Genomic DNA, 17,571 nt, shown 5'->3' with positions numbered 1-17,571 from the left:
CCTCGTCTGGTATTAATATTCTGCTTTCACAAGATCACGGTTACGCAGCATACTGGTCATAATTGCCATGCGGACAAAAACACCATTTTCCATTTGACGGAAGATCCGTGATTTGTCACATTCAACCAATTCATCCGCAATCTCAACTCCGCGGTTAACCGGAGCCGGATGCATAATAATTGATTGATCAGGCATCATTGCTTCACGTTTAAGCGTCAAACCATACTTTTCGTGATAATCTGCTGCTGAGAAGGCCCCATTTTCATTTGCATCGATCCGTTCATGTTGAACCCGAAGCAGCATCATAACATCCATTTGCGATACTAATTCATCCATTGGTAACCATTCGCCGTAGTTGGCAAACTCATCGGTATACCACTTTTTTGGCCCACCAAAGTAAACGTGGGCACCCAGCATGGTCAGAGCTTCCATGTTTGAATGAGCGACCCGGGAATGAGTTAAATCACCAACGATCGCAATTTTTAATCCTTCAAAATGACCAAACTCTTCGTAAATTGTCATCAAATCAAGTAATGATTGTGATGGATGTTGACCTGATCCATCACCAGCATTGGCAATTCCAACATGAATATTAGGATCTGAGACCAAATCTTTATAATACTCGTTCTTCTTATGACGAATGGCCATCACATCAACCCCGATTGCTTGAAGGGTTTTGATTGTATCCCCCATTGTTTCACCTTTATTAACCGAGCTGCAGGCTGGGTCAAAGTTAACAACTTGTAATCCTAATTTACGTTCAGCCATTTCAAAACTAGTATGGGTTCGGGTGCTATTCTCAAAGAAAAGGTTTGCGGCATAGACTGGTCGCTTTAATTCAATTTGTTTGCCAGCTTTAAACTCGGTGGCGTCATGGACAAATGATAAAACATCCTCAACTGAAAGGTCTTCCATACTTACTACGTTTTCAAAGCTTGCTGGTTTAGTGATCTGCATCATTGTCAATTCCTCCTAAATATAAATAAAAGCGCTTTGCCATGTTCGCAAAGCGCTCCTTGATTAAGTGGTCTTTTGCCACAGTGTTTAGGGGACGTTTTGCTCTCACGGGAACAATTAAATCGTCAATCAAATCAATATCTGCATGAAAAAACCTCTTTACCGCCGTTGGGTAAAGAGGTTGTAGTTATTCCTGAGAATATCCCAGGTTCAACGATTCCTTCTTAACCTCACGGGGTTAATCTTAAAGGTTCTTTTTTTGTTATTTGAATCATATGCCTTTTTCCTCAAAAAAACAAGCCTCTTTTAAAAAATAATTTTGGAAATGATTATTTATCCAAATTTTTGCAGTGTCAGAATTAGATGCCTTAACTATGTATACAAGACGTACTTGGAAGGACATTTCTTGTTTTAATAAATATTCATTTTTGAAATTTATTGTACATAAAAATCCATATATCGTCTTTTTTTGTATAAAACGACTTGACATTTGCTGAAAATACTTCTATCTTAATTTATCAAAAGCGTTAACTGCTAATATCATGTCGATGTTAGGAAATTATTAGGAGGTTCGGAAATGAAAAAGTATTTAACTTTGGAGAATGGAGACGTCTTCGTTGGTGAAGCCTGTGGGGACTTAGCTGCCGAAATTGATGGTGAATTAGTTTTCACTACCAGTATGACCGGCTATCAGGAAACCTTGACTGATCCATCCTACGAAAACCAGATTATCACGTTTACGTATCCGTTAATTGGTAATTACGGGATTTCACTCGGAACCAACCAGTCGGATTCAGTTAAAGCAGCAGCGGTTGTTGTTCGCGAGATGACCGATCAAGTTTTTCATTATCAAAGCGTCATGTCACTTGATGCGTTTTTAAAACAAGCCAAAGTACCAGGCATCAGTGGTATCGATACACGACAGTTAACGAAGATTATTCGTCAGTACGGAACGATGAAGGCAAGCTTAACTAATCAACCAATTAATCAAACTTCGGTTGAGGCGCAAAGCAAACCTTCATTTGTTAAGTCAGCAACTCTTTCTGTTACAGACGACAAAGATGTTGAACACGTTGTGGTTGTTGATTTTGGTGTTAAAGATAACATCGTAAAATCACTACAACGCCCAGGGGTAGATGTTACAGTTGTTACACCTGATTCAACGTTTGAAGATATCGAAAACCTACATCCAACTGGTATTCTTTTATCCAACGGACCCGGTGATCCGCAAGACTACTCAGCATTTCTACCTACCATTCAAAAATTGCAAGACAACTATCCATTGATGGGCATTTGCTTAGGACATCAGCTACTTGCACTTGCAAACGGTGCTAAGACTTACAAAATGACATTTGGTCACCGTGGTATTAATCATCCTGTTAAAAATTTAATGACCCAAGACGTTTTCATTACATCTCAAAACCACGGTTATGCGGTTGACATTGATTCTGTAAAACCAACTCCATTGGAAGTGACTGCGGTTGAAGTTAACGACAAAACCTGTGAGGGGCTGCGTTATCCTGGCCGCCCAATCTTCTCGGTTCAATACCATCCCGAGGCTGCGCCAGGGCCACATGATGCCACAAAATTATTCGACGACTTTATTGATTTAATGCACGTTAACGGAGGGGTTCACTAATGCCAAAACGAAAAGATATTAAGAAGATTTTGATTATCGGTTCTGGACCAATTGTCATTGGTCAGGCCGCAGAGTTCGACTATTCCGGTAGTCAGGCTTGTCTTAGTTTACGTGAAGAAGGTTATGAAGTCATCCTTGTCAATTCTAATCCAGCCACAATCATGACTGACGATGAAATTGCGGATCGCGTTTATATGGATCCATTAACTGTTCCTAGTTTAAAGAAAATCCTTGAAAAGGAACATCCAGACGCAATTCTACCTACTTTGGGTGGCCAAACAGGGTTAAACCTGGCTGTTGAATTAAGTAAAGATGGCATCCTCGACAAACTGCATATTGAACTATTAGGGACAAACCTAAAAACGATCAATCAAGCCGAAGATCGCGAACAATTTAAAGATTTAATGGAAGAGCTTCATCAACCAATTCCGGAATCAAAAACGGTTTACGACTTGGAAACCGGCCTCCAATTTGCCCATCAAATTGACTATCCGGTTATCATTCGGCCAGCTTATACCCTTGGGGGGACTGGTGGCGGTATCGCGCATGATGACGATGAAATGAAAGCTGTCCTTAGTCGGGGACTAACAATGTCTCCTTCAACCGAATGTTTGGTTGAAAAGAGTATCGCCGGCTTTAAAGAAATTGAATTTGAAGTCATGCGTGATCACCATGGCAATTCAATTATTGTTGCTGGTATGGAAAACTTTGATCCAGTTGGTGTCCACACCGGTGATTCAATTGTGTTCACCCCGACTCAGACCTTAACGGACAAAGAATACCAACGGTTACGGGACGCATCACTTACAATCGTAGATGCCCTTAAAATCGAGGGTGGCTGTAATGTTCAGCTTGCTCAAGATCCCAACAGCGAAAAGTACGACGTGATCGAAGTTAATCCACGGGTTAGTCGGTCATCAGCATTGGCTTCTAAAGCGACTGGTTATCCAATTGCAAAAATTGCTGCAAAAATCGCAGTCGGTTTAAACCTGGATGAAATTATCAACCCAATTACTCAAACTACCTTCGCGATGTTTGAACCTGCTCTGGATTATGTGGTTGCCAAAATCCCACGTTTCGCGTTTGATAAGTTCACGAACGCAGATCGCAAACTGGGAACTCAAATGAAAGCCACCGGTGAAGTGATGGCAATTGGCGGCACAATTGAGGAAGCCTTATTAAAAGCGGTTCAATCACTTGAACTTGATAAACAGGCTCAAAACAACTTAATTCCAGCCTATACAAAAAACATGTCAATGGGCGATTTACTGGAGAAGATTAAGACACCAACTGATTACCGAATTTTTGAACTCTTTGCTGCACTCGGTAAAGGAGCAACCATTCAACAAATTCATCAATCAACTAAAATTGATCTTTACTTCTTATCCAAATTGGAAAACATCATGCATATGCAACAGAAACTGATGAGTGGCATTGTTAATGCAGATCTCATTTTGAAGGCTCGTAAAATGGGCTTCAACAACACCATGATCAAAACTGTTCATCCAATTTCCGACCATGATCTAGAGAAATTCGATAACATGGAAGATCAGCATTTAGTATATAAAATGGTTGATACTTGTGCCGCTGAATTCGAAAGTACAACGCCTTACTTCTATAGCACGATTGGTAACGAGAATGAAAGCAAACCACTCGGAAATAGTATTGTTGTTATCGGTGCCGGTCCAATCAGAATCGGCCAAGGGGTTGAATTTGATTACGCTACTGTTCACTGTGTTAAAGCGATTCAAGCAGCTGGCTACAACGCCATCATCATCAATAATAATCCTGAAACGGTTTCAACCGACTTCTCGATTTCCGATAAACTTTATTTCGAACCACTGGATATCGATAGCGTCATGAACGTTATCAACTTGGAAAATCCAATTGGTGTCATTGTTGAATTTGGTGGTCAAACAGCCATCAACCTGACTGAAAAATTAACTGAACGCGGTGTCGCAATTCTTGGGACGTCCATGCACGGCATCGAGCAAACTGAAAACCGTCATGATTTCGAAGATCTCTTAATTGATCAAGAAATTGATCATCCTAAGGGTGACACTGCAATGAACGCGCAAGAAGCCCATAAGATTGCTAACAAACTTGGCTTCCCAGTTCTTGTTCGGCCAAGTTTTGTCCTCGGTGGTAAAGGAATGGCAATCGTCCATAACGATAACGAATTAGATGAATATCTGATTCCAGCATTAAAAGCAAGTGCTGGCCAACCAATCTTAATCGACCAATATATCCCAGGAACTGAATGTGAAGTTGATATTCTTAGTGACGGCCAAGAAGTTTTTGTTCCGGGCATTATGGAACATCTCGAAGGTGCCGGTATTCATTCAGGGGATTCAATCGCAATGTATCCGCCACAGACATTAACTGACAGTCAAAAAGATCGGATTGTGGCAATTGCCACCAAAATTGGTAAAAAGGTCCATGCTGTTGGGATGATGAATATTCAATTCATTGTTGCTAATAATACTGTGTACGTCATCGAAGTTAATCCCCGGGCTTCCCGAACAGTTCCATTCATGAGCAAGATTACCAAGATGCACCTGGCTCAACTTGCGACTCAACTTATCCTTGGTAAATCATTGACTGAAATTGGCTTAAAACCCGGCCTATATCCCGAACCAACCAAAGTTTACGTAAAAGCACCAGTCTTCTCATTCGCCAAATTACCAGGTGCCCCAACTGCATTAAGCCCTGAAATGAAATCAACCGGCGAAGATATTGGCGATGGCGATACGCTTCATGAGGCTTTGCATAACGCCCTATTTGACAGTTACCACATCAATACCGATACAATCAGTGGAACCGTCTTAATTTCGCAATTTGATGCCAATGACGATGATTTGAAGGATAAGCTCCAGAGCAGTGGCTTTAACGTTGTTCCTTATAAGAAGGATATGCCATGGCCTGACAAGTTGGCATTCGCCCTTTCATCATCAGACGAAACCGACGACGAAAAGCAGCTCGTGGCGAAAGCCTTAAGTCACCAAGTCCCAGTCTTCACCGCCCAAGATACCGTATTAGGAATCTTTCAACCACAATTAATCAAATAATTGTCATAATGGTTCACATATCCGAATCAACTTAATAAATTTCCTAAATAAAAACGTCTTCGAGAAAAAAATTCTCGAAGACGTTTTTATTATTAACATTTCATCATTAAATTAAACGTATTTAATACCACCATCAACCATAATTGCTTGGCCGGTAATATAACTTGATTTGTCACTTGCCAAAAATGACACCAGATTAGCAACATCTTGAGGTTCTTCACCGCGTCCCAGCGCAATGCCCGATAGATATTGCTTCAATGATTCGCCTTTAGCAACATGGTTTACTTGACCCATTTCTTCATCGATTTGATCCCACATCGGTGTTAACACAATTCCTGGGCAATAAGCATTAACGGTAATTTGATCGCGAGCAAGTTCTTTAGCAGCTGCCTGGGTTAATCCGCGAATCGCAAACTTGGTTGCTGAATACGCGCCAAGTAATTCAAATCCTTCATGTCCGGCAATCGATGAAGCATTGATAATCTTGCCAGGCGTCTTTTGCTTCTTGAATTGTTGCGCAGCAGCTTGAATACCGAAGAAAGTTCCTTTTACGTTAATATCTAGTAAACGGTCAAGATCTTCTTCCTTTGTATTGCAAATCTGAGCAACGTGGGCAACTCCAGCGTTATTAACAAACACATCCAAATGGCCGAAATGATCTGCCGTTTGCTTAACAGAATCAAAAACCTGGTCTCGATATTGAACATCCGACTTAATTGCGAAGGCATCACCGCCATCTTTATTAATATCATCTGCTACTCGTTGAACCTTATCCAAATGACGACCGGATAATGCAACAGCAAAGCCATCCTTTGCGAGTTGACGAGCAATTCCTTCACCAATTCCTTGACCGGCACCGGTCACTAACGCAACTTTGTTTGACATACTGATAATCCTCCATTAACTCTCTTGTGAATTTGATAACATCTTATGGCAATGATTATATGACGCCGCGTTGTGAAACACAACGCAAAGTTTTGGCACTCCTTTTTCCAAAAGAATCGCCTGATTTGTCATCGTTTTTGCCATCAATAAGTCGATTGATACTTAAATAGCTAACAAATCATCATAAAAATAAGCAAATCAAACTCAAATTAATGCTCAACAATGAAAAGAAAGTCATTATAATTGTGATTCATTACCAAATGGAGTTGAATGTAAGTGTAAATAGTCCAATTTTAACGGGGAACTAATGAAGTTGGCCTACACTAAAAATTATCGGGAGGAATTATTATGTTAGATATCGTTAAAGCATTAGATCGCTTAACCTGGAATACACAACATCATTTTGCTCATATTGAAGCTCAACACGATTTCATTCGAGCTTGGGCCATCCAATTTGAAATGGGCTACACTGATTTTCGCGTTGTTCAAATGGCCTTACAACTCGATGGTAACCACCATGACCTCCTCGCTAAGTTCACAGCTGCTTACGATGACGTTTATAACTATGAATATGCATTTGTGGCAGGCGGACTAGAGGGGGTTAATGAAAAGTACGGTGATAAAATTGAAGATTACCGAGCAGCCTCTGACAAACTATTAGGTCTAATTGACCAAGTTCGTGAACTCGAGTAACCAGCAAGTCATCTGATTCCCCTGTCCTAATCTTAGTTATTCAGAGTAGAACTGCTTTCACTAATCAGTATAAAGAAGAACGGGCTGCACCAAGTTTTATACTTGTCACAGCCCGTTCTTTATTGTTATTGTTTTTTAGTTTATTTGTTTGATTCGTTAAACGATTTCAAGATGTAGTTGTTGATCCTTAACCCAGTGAAGACCGAGCAAAACTCGATAGATAACAACTGAAATAATACCAGGAATAACGATTCCCATTACTAAGTATGCAATCAGCATATTGGTGCTGGTCGATGCTAAAGTGATTGGAGCGATTAATGAGTTGAGACCTAAACCACCTAATGTATATGGCACTTTAAAACCAAAGAACAATGTTGCAATCGGTGCGGCAACAACCGCAGCGGTCATAGATGGTAAAGCCAGCCGAGGATTGGCTAACAGATTGGGGAATTGAACCTTAGGCGTAATAATTCCCTGAGCAATATTAGCTCCTAATTCATTTTGTTTCCATGAAATGATCGTGAAACCAACAAATTGAGCTGTGGTTCCAATTAGTGCTGCTCCAGAAGCCAGTGGATCCAGCATAACGGCCACTGCTAATGCAGCTGATGAGGCAGGGGTCATCAAAAAGATTGACCAAGCAAGCGACACACACATCGATCCGAGCAATGGGTTAATTTGCATTGATTGTGCGATGAAGGCACTCAGCCAGTTAAGGGCCGGTGTCGTGACACTTGCAAGTCCCAACCCGGCAATTGAACCAACTAAAGTGGCAGCAAGTGGTACTAACATCATATCAAGCGGTGTTTTACCGGTTAAGTATTTCCCAACCAGTGCGGCAACTAACCCAGCTGCAACGGCACTAATTGGTTGGCCAGTGGTAAAGACACCCGACTGAGCAGCTTGAGCCATCTGGTTACCAGTCGCAGTGGCAGCGTGAACGCCTGATGAAATGAAATAGACCGCATTGGCACCGACGGTTGCAGAAATCATGGAACTGAATAATACCAAAGTATTTGTCTTTAATTGTGATGCAACAGCAGCTCCAAACGCTGGTGCCAACAACCATTGAGCAATTGAACCAACTTGATGAAGTTGCGGCCAGTTAATAAAGTTTGCAATGGCTTGTGTTAATAATCCAATCCCCAACATAACTAAGACGGCATTAGAAACACCGGCAGAAACTAAGTATACATAATCTTTAACAGTCAACTTTTCAGTTGGCTTATCAACAGCCGTATCCATTGGCAAAACCTCAATTCTTTATTTTATAATAATATGAGAAAATAATGATAAAAATGAAATTGATATAATCTAACCACCTTAACATTGACATGTCAATATCGTTTTTAAAGAATTTTAGTAAAAACTTCACTTTTAACATATACCAATATTATAACATCATGTTAAAACCCTAATAAAATATAGATAAGGTCACTAGTACCATATTTCAAAAAATATTTTTTTCTTTTTAAATAAATACCATCAATAGTGACAATCATGTCAACTAATAATTTTGCAAGAAGAATGATATTAATGCCACTTAATTAGATATGCACTCTTTATTTCTCATTTTATAGCATCATATTTTACCTGATACCGGTTGAGAAACTAATATATATAAAAGTGTTTCACGTAGTTGAGCAATCTATCATAAATGATCCACTGGCAATAGATTATCAATCACCACTTATCCTCGTTTATTTCACGTTGATACATTGTTTAACACCCTGTTAACCTGAGCCCATTCTTTACTTTTGTTATGAAATAAAAATTCATTAATTATCCATCCTCAGGGTTACCAATTTTTAATTTGGCTTTTTTTCAACACTTCTTTAGTGAAATACGTAACACACAGCGTATTAGCAAGAACATCGTTAAGCATACGCATCTATATTCCACTTGTTTATCTTTCAACTAATATAAATAGTTTAGAAAAATCCAATTTAGCACCTGTTTATTTAGGTATTAGCTAATGGCTACGGTATAATGGTCTTGATATATCAATCGTTGGTATTTATTTGAAGGGAGAACATCTTATGCTTAGTTATTTTGCGTTGATCACGCTGGTTAAGCTATCAGGTCTACTCATCCCGTATATCTGGTTCTTAATTATCGCTGATCGCAGAGGACGACTACTTGCGACAGGGGCAATTGTCGTTCTATTTATCATCAGTTACATCAATACTTACTTCAATCTGCCGGATTTAGCTTATCCATCACTAATTGATGGTTGGTTAATGTGGTTTATTGGCGGATTAATTTTAGTTGCCGTTTTAAAACGGTTCGTTTACTCAACAAGCGCAACCCCGGCACGGTCATCACAAACCGAAGCCGGTGATGGCATTATCAGCCAAGGTATTCAACGATTAACGGGTGCCTTTGGCTGGTTAGGAAAACTTGCCTTGGTTTTCATTTTAGCCATTGTCGTTTTCGTTATTCTAGGAAGCGTTTCTAGTTTAGTAACCAAGATGAACCCACGGCCGGCCGTTGAGTCCATTAAGACGGACATGAACGATGACACTAAAAATGCACCAATGCCCGTTATCAAGAACAGTGCTGAAACGCCCGTTGTCAACGCCCCACAAACTGTTTCAACGGATATGAACAACTCGCTGAACAGCTTTAAAAACTCAAACGTCTACGATCTAAATCATATGCGGGTTCAAATGTATCGCAAAAAGATGGTTTATGTTGCACCCGTTGAATTTTCCGGTGGTTTCTGGCGTTACATCCATTATCAAAAGGTTCCTGGATACTTCAGAACCAACGCGACAGATAAGAACGCGGATCCAAAATTCGTCAGCAAACCAATGCGTTATACACCAAGTGCCTACTTTAATCGTGATGCTGATCGACGAATCAGTGCCCATAGTCTAGGTTATTCAATGGTTGGTTCAACTTCACAATTGGAAATTGACGACAACGGAACCCCTTATTATGTCAGAACATTAGCCAAGCCGATCTCCTACATCAACCGTAATTATAATTATCGTGATTACAAAGTTGCCGTCTTAAATACAATTACAGGAAAAGTCAACGTTTACTCACCAAATAATGTTCCTAAGTTTGTGGACATTGCAGTTGCACCCGAATTTGTATCTCAAGAAGTTAACTTGTTTGGCCGTTACCGAAAGGGTTTCTGGAACGCAACCAGCTTTGGTGGTCACAGTGGCGTTATGAAGCCAACAACTGCCGGAACCGAGGGCGGTGATCATTTAACACCTTATGCCTACAAAGGACGCGTTTACTACTTTACTGGTATGACCAGTGTGAACGAGCATCAGAGCTCAATCTTAGGATATACTTTCGTTGACGCGCGAACCAACACCCTTCACTATTACCGTGAACATGGCAATGTTATGACACCTGAACGGGCAATTTCATATGCACAACAAGATATCAACCCTCAAAACTACAAAGGAACGTTACCGCTACTTTACCGGATTAACGGTGAACCAAGCTGGGTTGTTTCGATGTTGGATCGAGACAACAATTCATTTATGAAATTTGTCTATCTGTTAGCCGATGGAAATAACCAAAGTGGTACGTATGCAATCGGTGACGATGCGCAGAGTACGCTCGCTATCTTCGAACAACGATTAGAAGCTAAAACCGGCGTTGCGCCTACTCAGCCAACCGGTAAAACAATTTCCGGCACAATTTATCGAATTGTTCGAACCAGCGATAACAAACTACTGTTTATCATGAAGAACAACAATCAAGTTTATAAGCTTGACACCAGTGCCAAGAACTTTAAGCCAATCTATCAATTCATTTCTGAAGGTGATAAAGTCAGCTTTAAAGCAGAGGCAGCCAGTCAAACCGGATTGGCAACCGCAAACGTCTCATTATCAACGTTTAAGGATCAATCACTTCAGCAAAGCAAATAAGACGATTAGGCCTATAGATTAAAATCGCCAGCCGATAAGAAAAATTATCAAATCTATTTTGCCTGATCATTGCCACTTTATCTCAATAAAAAAGATTCCAGTCCATGACCTCTCAAAACTGAGCGAGTTCATGGACTGGAATCTTTTTTATGACTGTTTTCACATCGATTTATTCAAGAATCACTAATCTGTTAATTGGTCCCCTTAATTTCGGAAGCATGCTGGGACCTTAACATTTTTTGCTTTTCCAACTGCTGAGCCCAGATGTTTATTCCCAAGGCAACTAACATTAAAATTAACGCTAAAATCATAATATTATGCAACCCATTATGTAGAATGATCCGCATTTGGGGAATTAATCGCTTAGGTAACGACCCGATATTTGACGCATCGCTCAGCTTATTCATCATTTGCATGGTAATTCGGCCACCAGACTGAATTACGCCATTCTTGAGTGCATGATTCATGATAATCCCAAATATTGATGCCGTGAAGGTTTGACTCAGCATGCGGATCAAAAAACTAAAGGACGTGGCAATTGGTACATCTTTCATTTCTGCATCCTGTTGGACTTTTACTTGTAACTCGTTGAAACAGGCACCATTGCCAAACCCTTCGAATGCTGCGGCAAGCAACAAGACCCAATAAGGAGTTTTCACCCCCATCACAACCAACAATACAAAGGAAATCGTTAACGTAATAATTCCCAATGCGACAACTTTTTGAGGTGTAAAGTATTTCCGTAAGGGTGCCACTGAACCAGAACCAATAAAATCAGTAATTGAGCTTGGAATCTGGGTTGCACCACCAATTAAAGCAGAAGTTCCCAGCAATCCCTGGGCCCACATCGGACTATAAATTAGAAACCCGATAAAAGCACCCCAAATTAATGTAAATAGCGCAAAATCTATCATCAATGGTCGATTTCTAAATAACCGGCTTGGAATGATGGGATCCTCAACCCGTTCTTCGTGACGAAACATCAGCCCTAATAGAATCGCTGAAACCACAAACCCAGCAGCTATAAATATTAATTTGGTATTTCCAATCATTTCAATTGCGGAAAGTAGACTGATCAAGCCAAGGGTCATTAACGTGGCTCCAAGATAATCAACAGCGCTGGTTTTGCGAGTTTCTTTTTCCACCCGATAATAAATCTGAACTAAAATTGCTGAAACCAAACCAATTGGAACATTCAAATAAAATACCCAATGCCAACTAAAGGTATCAACGATGTACCCACCCACAATTGGCCCAATGATGGTTGCCATACTATAACTAGCTGATACAAATCCCAACACCTGCATCCGTTTTCGTGGATTCGCATACATCCTTGCATAAATGATGTACGGCAGAGAAACCACGCCACCATTTCCGATTCCGGCGATGGTTCTTGAAATAATCAAGAAAACAATATTTGATGACATCCCTTCCAACAACGAACCAATGACAAAGAACATTGCTGCGAGTTGGTAACTTCGTTTATTACCAATATGTTCCCCAAGTTTACTCCATAATGGTGTGCTAACCGCTGTTCCCAAAAGAAAGACGGCAACAATCCACCCCATAAATTCAATCCCATGTAAATCTGAAATAATTGCTGGTAATGCAGTATTAATGATCGTATTGTCGATCCCACTCATTGCGTTGGATAACAGCAAGGCAAAAGTAACGATCACGATATCGCGTTTTGACAAAGTATTCTCTTCTTTCCTCAAATTAGGGTACCTTTCTATATTACAACTATTGGTGTAATTAACAAAGAGTGTGGCAGCCAGCAGCCCCCAGAATATAAGCACCACCATCAGATACTCCTGATTTTGGAGTATCTGATGATGGTGCTTATATGACCGGGGGCTGCTGGCTGCCACACGTTACGAACAAGTAACAGTCATAAACTACAAAAACAGAGCTAAGACAAATTTATGTTTGTCTCAGCTCTGTTTCTTTAGTCAAGAATCATGACGACTTAAGATACCCGATTATGGAAATAGATAACTTATTTTACTCACGATTAATCTAACAAAAAATTTCGTTATTCAACAGCATCGATCAAAAACAATCGCGAACTGAAGTCGGCTGATGAATCAACCCCCATTGTTCGGCCAAGTAACCGGTTAATGAATAATCCCGCATTCATCAATTCGTCTCCATAAAATACTTCCGAACCACCATTGATCGTATACTTTCGATCAGGATCCAGCCCTTTAAAGTACAAACGTAAGTATGACGGATTAGGCTGATTTAAAATCTGATAACGACAACCAATTGCGTGCGATTTATCCTCGCTCACGACTTCCCAACTAATAACATTACCATCATTTTCAAACGGACTTTCAATCCGATAAAATTTTCCGAATTGGAAAAGACGCCGATGTTGTTTATAAAATGTCGTTTGTTGTTGAACCTGCGCCTGCTCTTCTGCAGACATTTTGGTGACATCTAATTCATAGCCAAGGTCGCCGAAATAAGCGACATCTGCCCGGGTTTGTAACGGTGTAATCCGACCAGTTTGATCATTAGGAACTGCTGACACATGAGCCCCCATCATTGATTGGGGATAACCATAGGACGTGCCAAACTGAATCTTCATTCTTTCCACAGCATCCGTATCGTCACTGGTCCAAGCCTGAGGCGCATAATACATCATGCCAAGGTCAAACCGACCACCACCGGACGCACAAGATTCAAATAAAACATCTGGATAGGCTTTGGTCAATCTGGCATATAACTGATAGACACCTAGAATGTAACGGTGAGCAAACTCCAATTGCTGATCTGGCGCCAATTGATTCCCAAACATCTCGGTGATGTTGCGGTTCATATCCCATTTAATGTAGTCAAGTCGACTCTCTTTAATAATTCGACTCATCACGTCAACAAGATAATCAATGACGTCGGATCGTGTCATGTCAAGAACGAACTGATTTCTACCAGGCGTGACCTGTCGACCAGGTGCTTTAATTAACCAGTCTGGATGATTCTGATATAACTCACTATCCATCGAGATCATTTCCGGTTCAAACCACAAACCAAATTTAAGTCCAAGTTTGTGAATTTTTTCGACGAGGTTTCCTAAGCCACTCGGCAATTTCTTTTTGTCAATGAACCAATCTCCCAATGAGGTTGTGTCATCATCCCGATGGCCAAACCAACCATCGTCAAGAACAAACATTTCAATTCCAAGGGTCTTAGCTTTTTTCGCAATTTTAAATATTTTATCTTCATCAAAATCAAAGTAAGTGGCTTCCCAATTATTAATCAGAATTGGTCGTTCTTGCGTCGCAAAACGGGGACTGACTAGATGCTTCATATAGCAGGCACTCATCTGCTGGCTCAATTGATTCATACCTTCGTCTGTATAACTAATAATTGCTTCTGGTGTCTGGAAGGTATCACCAGGTGCCAATTTCCAGGCAAATTCACTTGGGTTAATTCCAACCAAAATGCGGCTGGTATTAAATTGATCAACTTCAACCTGATCTAAAAAGTTCCCGGAATAGACCAGATTAAATCCAAACACCCCACCATGCTCATCGGTCGTTTGTGGCCGGGCAATCATAAAGAAGGGATTTTGTTGCGCACTGGAAGCGGCACGCAAGCTGCTGATACTCTGAACACCTGAGCGTAGTGGTGTGCGAATCAAATGACGTTCCCTTGCCCAAGTCCCTGAGAATTGGATTAAATCGTAATCTGGATCTGGAAGATCCAATTCCGCACTTAATGCTCGATTAAGAACCGTTTCTTCTGATCCTGAATTAATAAAGGTCGCACTTCTAACGATGACATCTTGATGTGGAAAAATGGTGTAATTTAGCTCTAATTTTAAATCAAGCAGCCGGTCTCTTAATTGAATCGTTAGCGTCTGAGAATCATCATTATTGTCATCAAAAGTTGATGGTAAATCATCCAATCGCTTCTTACCGTCGGTTAGTTGATAACCCTCATAAACAAATTCAGTGACCCGACTCCCATTTTCCTGTTCAACTTGAAAAGCCGGGTAACGGAAATCACCTTTACCAAAGCTGGCATATTCCTGCTTTAGTAACTCTGGTTGAAAATCAGGCTTATCAAGTTTCCAAGCAGGTGTGGCATCATGTTGTTCACGGGTTGCTAAATTTGAATATGCCGAGCGGACATGCATTCGCTTGCCATAATATAATTGACCCAGTTCGCCATTTTCCATCACTTGAAAAACATAACTCGTATGATCCGTTTGTAAGTGAAATAACTGATCCTGTTCGTTAATATGAATCGCCATTTTATCCATCCTTTTCTAGTTTCTAAATGCCTTATTTTTTAGAATCACTTTCGTTTCCTAATGGCCGTTTTGTTGGCTTAGATAGATCCAAGATTTGATCCCCATGCGTTACGTCACCAGAGTCTTTCAAATAATTGAAATCTTGGATGTCTTTGTAATTAGGAACAACCACCATTACAGTATCATCTAAGTTAGCTTTTTTAATGGCAGGCTGCCAGAATTCAATTAATTCTTCACCTTGTTTAACGTGTTGTCCTTGCTCAACATACTGAACAAACCCGGTCCCATCCATTTTAACGGTACCAATTCCAATATGAATGAGTGTTAAGATACCTTCATCAGACTTGATTCCAATTGCATGGCGAGTTGGGAAGGTTGCTTCAATGGTCCCATCAAACGGTGCAAAGACTTTGCCGTCTGTTGGCTTAATCGCAAACCCTTTCCCCATTTTTCCAGAAGCAAAGTTTTCATCAGAAACATCTGCCAAATTCTCCATTGTTCCGGTAATTGGTGATTGGAAAGTTGTTGTTGCTTGAGCAACTTCTTTCTCAATGTCCTGCATAGATTCTTTACCTTCTGTATCAAGACGCTTATGCCATGTTTTTTCCAACTCATTAACAATCCGTGCGTGTTCTTTTTCATCCAATGTCACTTTCTTATAGAACACAAATGTCCCCAATAAGATAAGGATGGCTGGAACACCGAACATCATGCCCTTAAAGATAAACTGACCACTTGTTGAAATATCACTGGCAGTTTTTCCAGACGTCATCCCAGCCCAGGCAGCCGTGACAATAACGACACCATTTGAAAGTGCACCACCAAATTTATCAAGTAGCGGTCGAACCGAAAGTGTTAGCGATTCATCACGATGACCAAACTTCAACTGTCCATATTCAACCGAGTCACTTAAAATCATCAAAACAACCAAGAAAACAAGTGGTTGCGGAATATAGAACAAAGCCGCTGCCAAAAGAACAAGTGGCAATGATTGCCCAGCAATTAGGAAGACGAATAGCGCAACGATCATAATTGCAATTGCAGCGAAGAAGACTTTTCGACGACTGAACTTTTGTGCCATTGGTGGGAAAAGCAGCACAGTAATAACACCAATGACTGTATTAATTCCAGCTAAAATACTAAATTCGCCTGGCTTACCAAGAATATACGTGAAGTAATAAAGCTCCAACGCATTAGTTAATTGCATGCCGGCAGTATAAAGCGCATACATTAACGAAAGCCACATTAACTGATCATTCCGAGCCAAAACTTTTAAAACATCTTTAAAGGTCGTTTTTTCAACATTTTTCCGTAAATCAGAATCAACTTCTTTAGTTCCCATACCAACAATAATTGCCGATACCCAAGAGATTAAAGCAATAACTGCTGCAAATCCTAACCATCCACGGTTATCACCTTGGCCGTTATTTGTATTAACGGAGAAGAAAACAACCAGTGGCATAACGATAACCCCAACAATGTTGGCACCAATGTTAGAACCAACCCGGGCATAGGCAGCGGTTTTTTCACGTTCTTTTGATGAAAACGAAATTGCAGGAATCATTGACCAGAAACCAACGTCCTTAAATGAATAGAAAATATCCATTGTGATATATAGCAGCATGAAAATAACCAAGTATAACCATGGACTGGAAACATTTAAACCACCCATATCGGTGAATAGAATGGTCAACGTAATTGACCCAACAGTTCCACCTGCAATAATCCAAGGTTTAAAATGCCCCCATTTTGTGTTGGTGTTATCGATTGTATTTCCGATAAAGGGATCAATCGCTAACTCAACAAACCGAAGCACCATAATCATGACACCAATATAAGCAATCATCTTCGCACTTTGACCACCACTATCTTTACTAAACAGATGTGAGGTAACAAACATAATAAAGTACGTTGATAACGTAGCGTAAAACATATCATGGCCAAAGGCACCGAATGAGTACGATAGCCTTGAAACCAACTTATGCGACTTTTCTGCCATATATAACCCTCCTAACGGTTATAAAAAAATAGATAAAATAATTGCTACCATGAATGTAAACGTTTACAGCGAAAATGTCAATAATTTTATTAAAAACACTAAAATTTTCACTAAACATTCAATTTAATTTTAGAAGACTTTTAATGACTTTGCACTTAAACAGTCCTGAGATTGTG

Annotated in this window: 10 protein-coding genes; 4 read left to right on the top strand and 6 right to left on the bottom strand. The window is 40.2% G+C overall.

Annotated features, from left to right (window positions below; translation table 11 throughout):
• Positions 1-12 precede the first annotated feature (12 nt).
• A complete protein-coding gene (locus FC85_RS08620; RefSeq protein ID WP_057865126.1) occupies positions 13-960 on the bottom strand; it encodes an aspartate carbamoyltransferase catalytic subunit in 948 nt (315 codons plus the stop codon).
• A 574-nt stretch (positions 961-1,534) separates the two neighbouring features.
• Here FC85_RS08620 and FC85_RS08610 point away from each other — a divergent pair.
• Positions 1,535-2,596 (top strand): carbamoyl phosphate synthase small subunit, encoded by a 1,062-nt coding sequence (locus FC85_RS08610; RefSeq protein ID WP_057865124.1) that lies wholly within the window; start codon positions 1,535-1,537, stop codon positions 2,594-2,596.
• Positions 2,596-5,664, top strand: a complete 3,069-nt coding sequence (carB, locus tag FC85_RS08605) for a carbamoyl-phosphate synthase large subunit (protein WP_057865123.1) — start codon at positions 2,596-2,598, stop codon at positions 5,662-5,664. Before FC85_RS08610 ends, carB begins: the two co-directional genes overlap by 1 nt.
• 111 nt (positions 5,665-5,775) lie before the next feature.
• Here carB and FC85_RS08600 read toward each other — a convergent pair whose 3' ends face one another.
• Positions 5,776-6,549, bottom strand: a complete 774-nt coding sequence (locus FC85_RS08600; protein WP_057865122.1) for an acetoin reductase — start codon at positions 6,547-6,549, stop codon at positions 5,776-5,778.
• 348 nt (positions 6,550-6,897) lie between these two features.
• Here FC85_RS08600 and FC85_RS08595 point away from each other — a divergent pair, with 348 nt between their 5' ends.
• A complete protein-coding gene (locus FC85_RS08595) occupies positions 6,898-7,242 on the top strand; it encodes a hypothetical protein (protein WP_057865121.1) in 345 nt (114 codons plus the stop codon).
• A 156-nt stretch (positions 7,243-7,398) separates the two neighbouring features.
• Here FC85_RS08595 and FC85_RS08590 read toward each other — a convergent pair whose 3' ends face one another.
• Complete coding sequence (locus FC85_RS08590; protein WP_057865120.1) at positions 7,399-8,487, bottom strand: PTS sugar transporter subunit IIC; 1,089 nt, start codon at positions 8,485-8,487, stop codon at positions 7,399-7,401.
• 794 nt (positions 8,488-9,281) lie between these two features.
• On the opposite strand from FC85_RS08590, the gene FC85_RS08585 reads away from it, so the two are divergent.
• On the top strand, positions 9,282-11,135 hold the full coding sequence (locus tag FC85_RS08585; RefSeq protein WP_057865119.1) for a hypothetical protein: 1,854 nt from the start codon (positions 9,282-9,284) through the stop codon (positions 11,133-11,135).
• A gap of 191 nt (positions 11,136-11,326) precedes the next feature.
• Here FC85_RS08585 and FC85_RS08580 read toward each other — a convergent pair whose 3' ends face one another.
• The 3 genes from FC85_RS08580 to FC85_RS08570 form a co-directional block, all read right to left on the bottom strand.
• The gene (locus FC85_RS08580; protein ID WP_186825083.1) at positions 11,327-12,832 is read right to left on the bottom strand and encodes an MFS transporter; all 1,506 of its coding nucleotides are present in this window, start codon (positions 12,830-12,832) and stop codon (positions 11,327-11,329) included.
• A gap of 338 nt (positions 12,833-13,170) precedes the next feature.
• Positions 13,171-15,396, bottom strand: a complete 2,226-nt coding sequence (locus FC85_RS08575; RefSeq protein ID WP_057865118.1) for an alpha-galactosidase — start codon at positions 15,394-15,396, stop codon at positions 13,171-13,173.
• 31 nt (positions 15,397-15,427) lie between these two features.
• Positions 15,428-17,395, bottom strand: a complete 1,968-nt coding sequence (locus FC85_RS08570) for a sugar MFS transporter (RefSeq protein WP_057865117.1) — start codon at positions 17,393-17,395, stop codon at positions 15,428-15,430.
• Between the last annotated feature and the right edge of the window lie 176 nt (positions 17,396-17,571).

Source organism: Lentilactobacillus diolivorans DSM 14421 (genome assembly GCF_001434255.1).
Classification (GTDB): Bacteria; Bacillota; Bacilli; order Lactobacillales; family Lactobacillaceae; genus Lentilactobacillus; species Lentilactobacillus diolivorans.
This window is presented reverse-complemented; position numbering and strand designations above follow the sequence as displayed.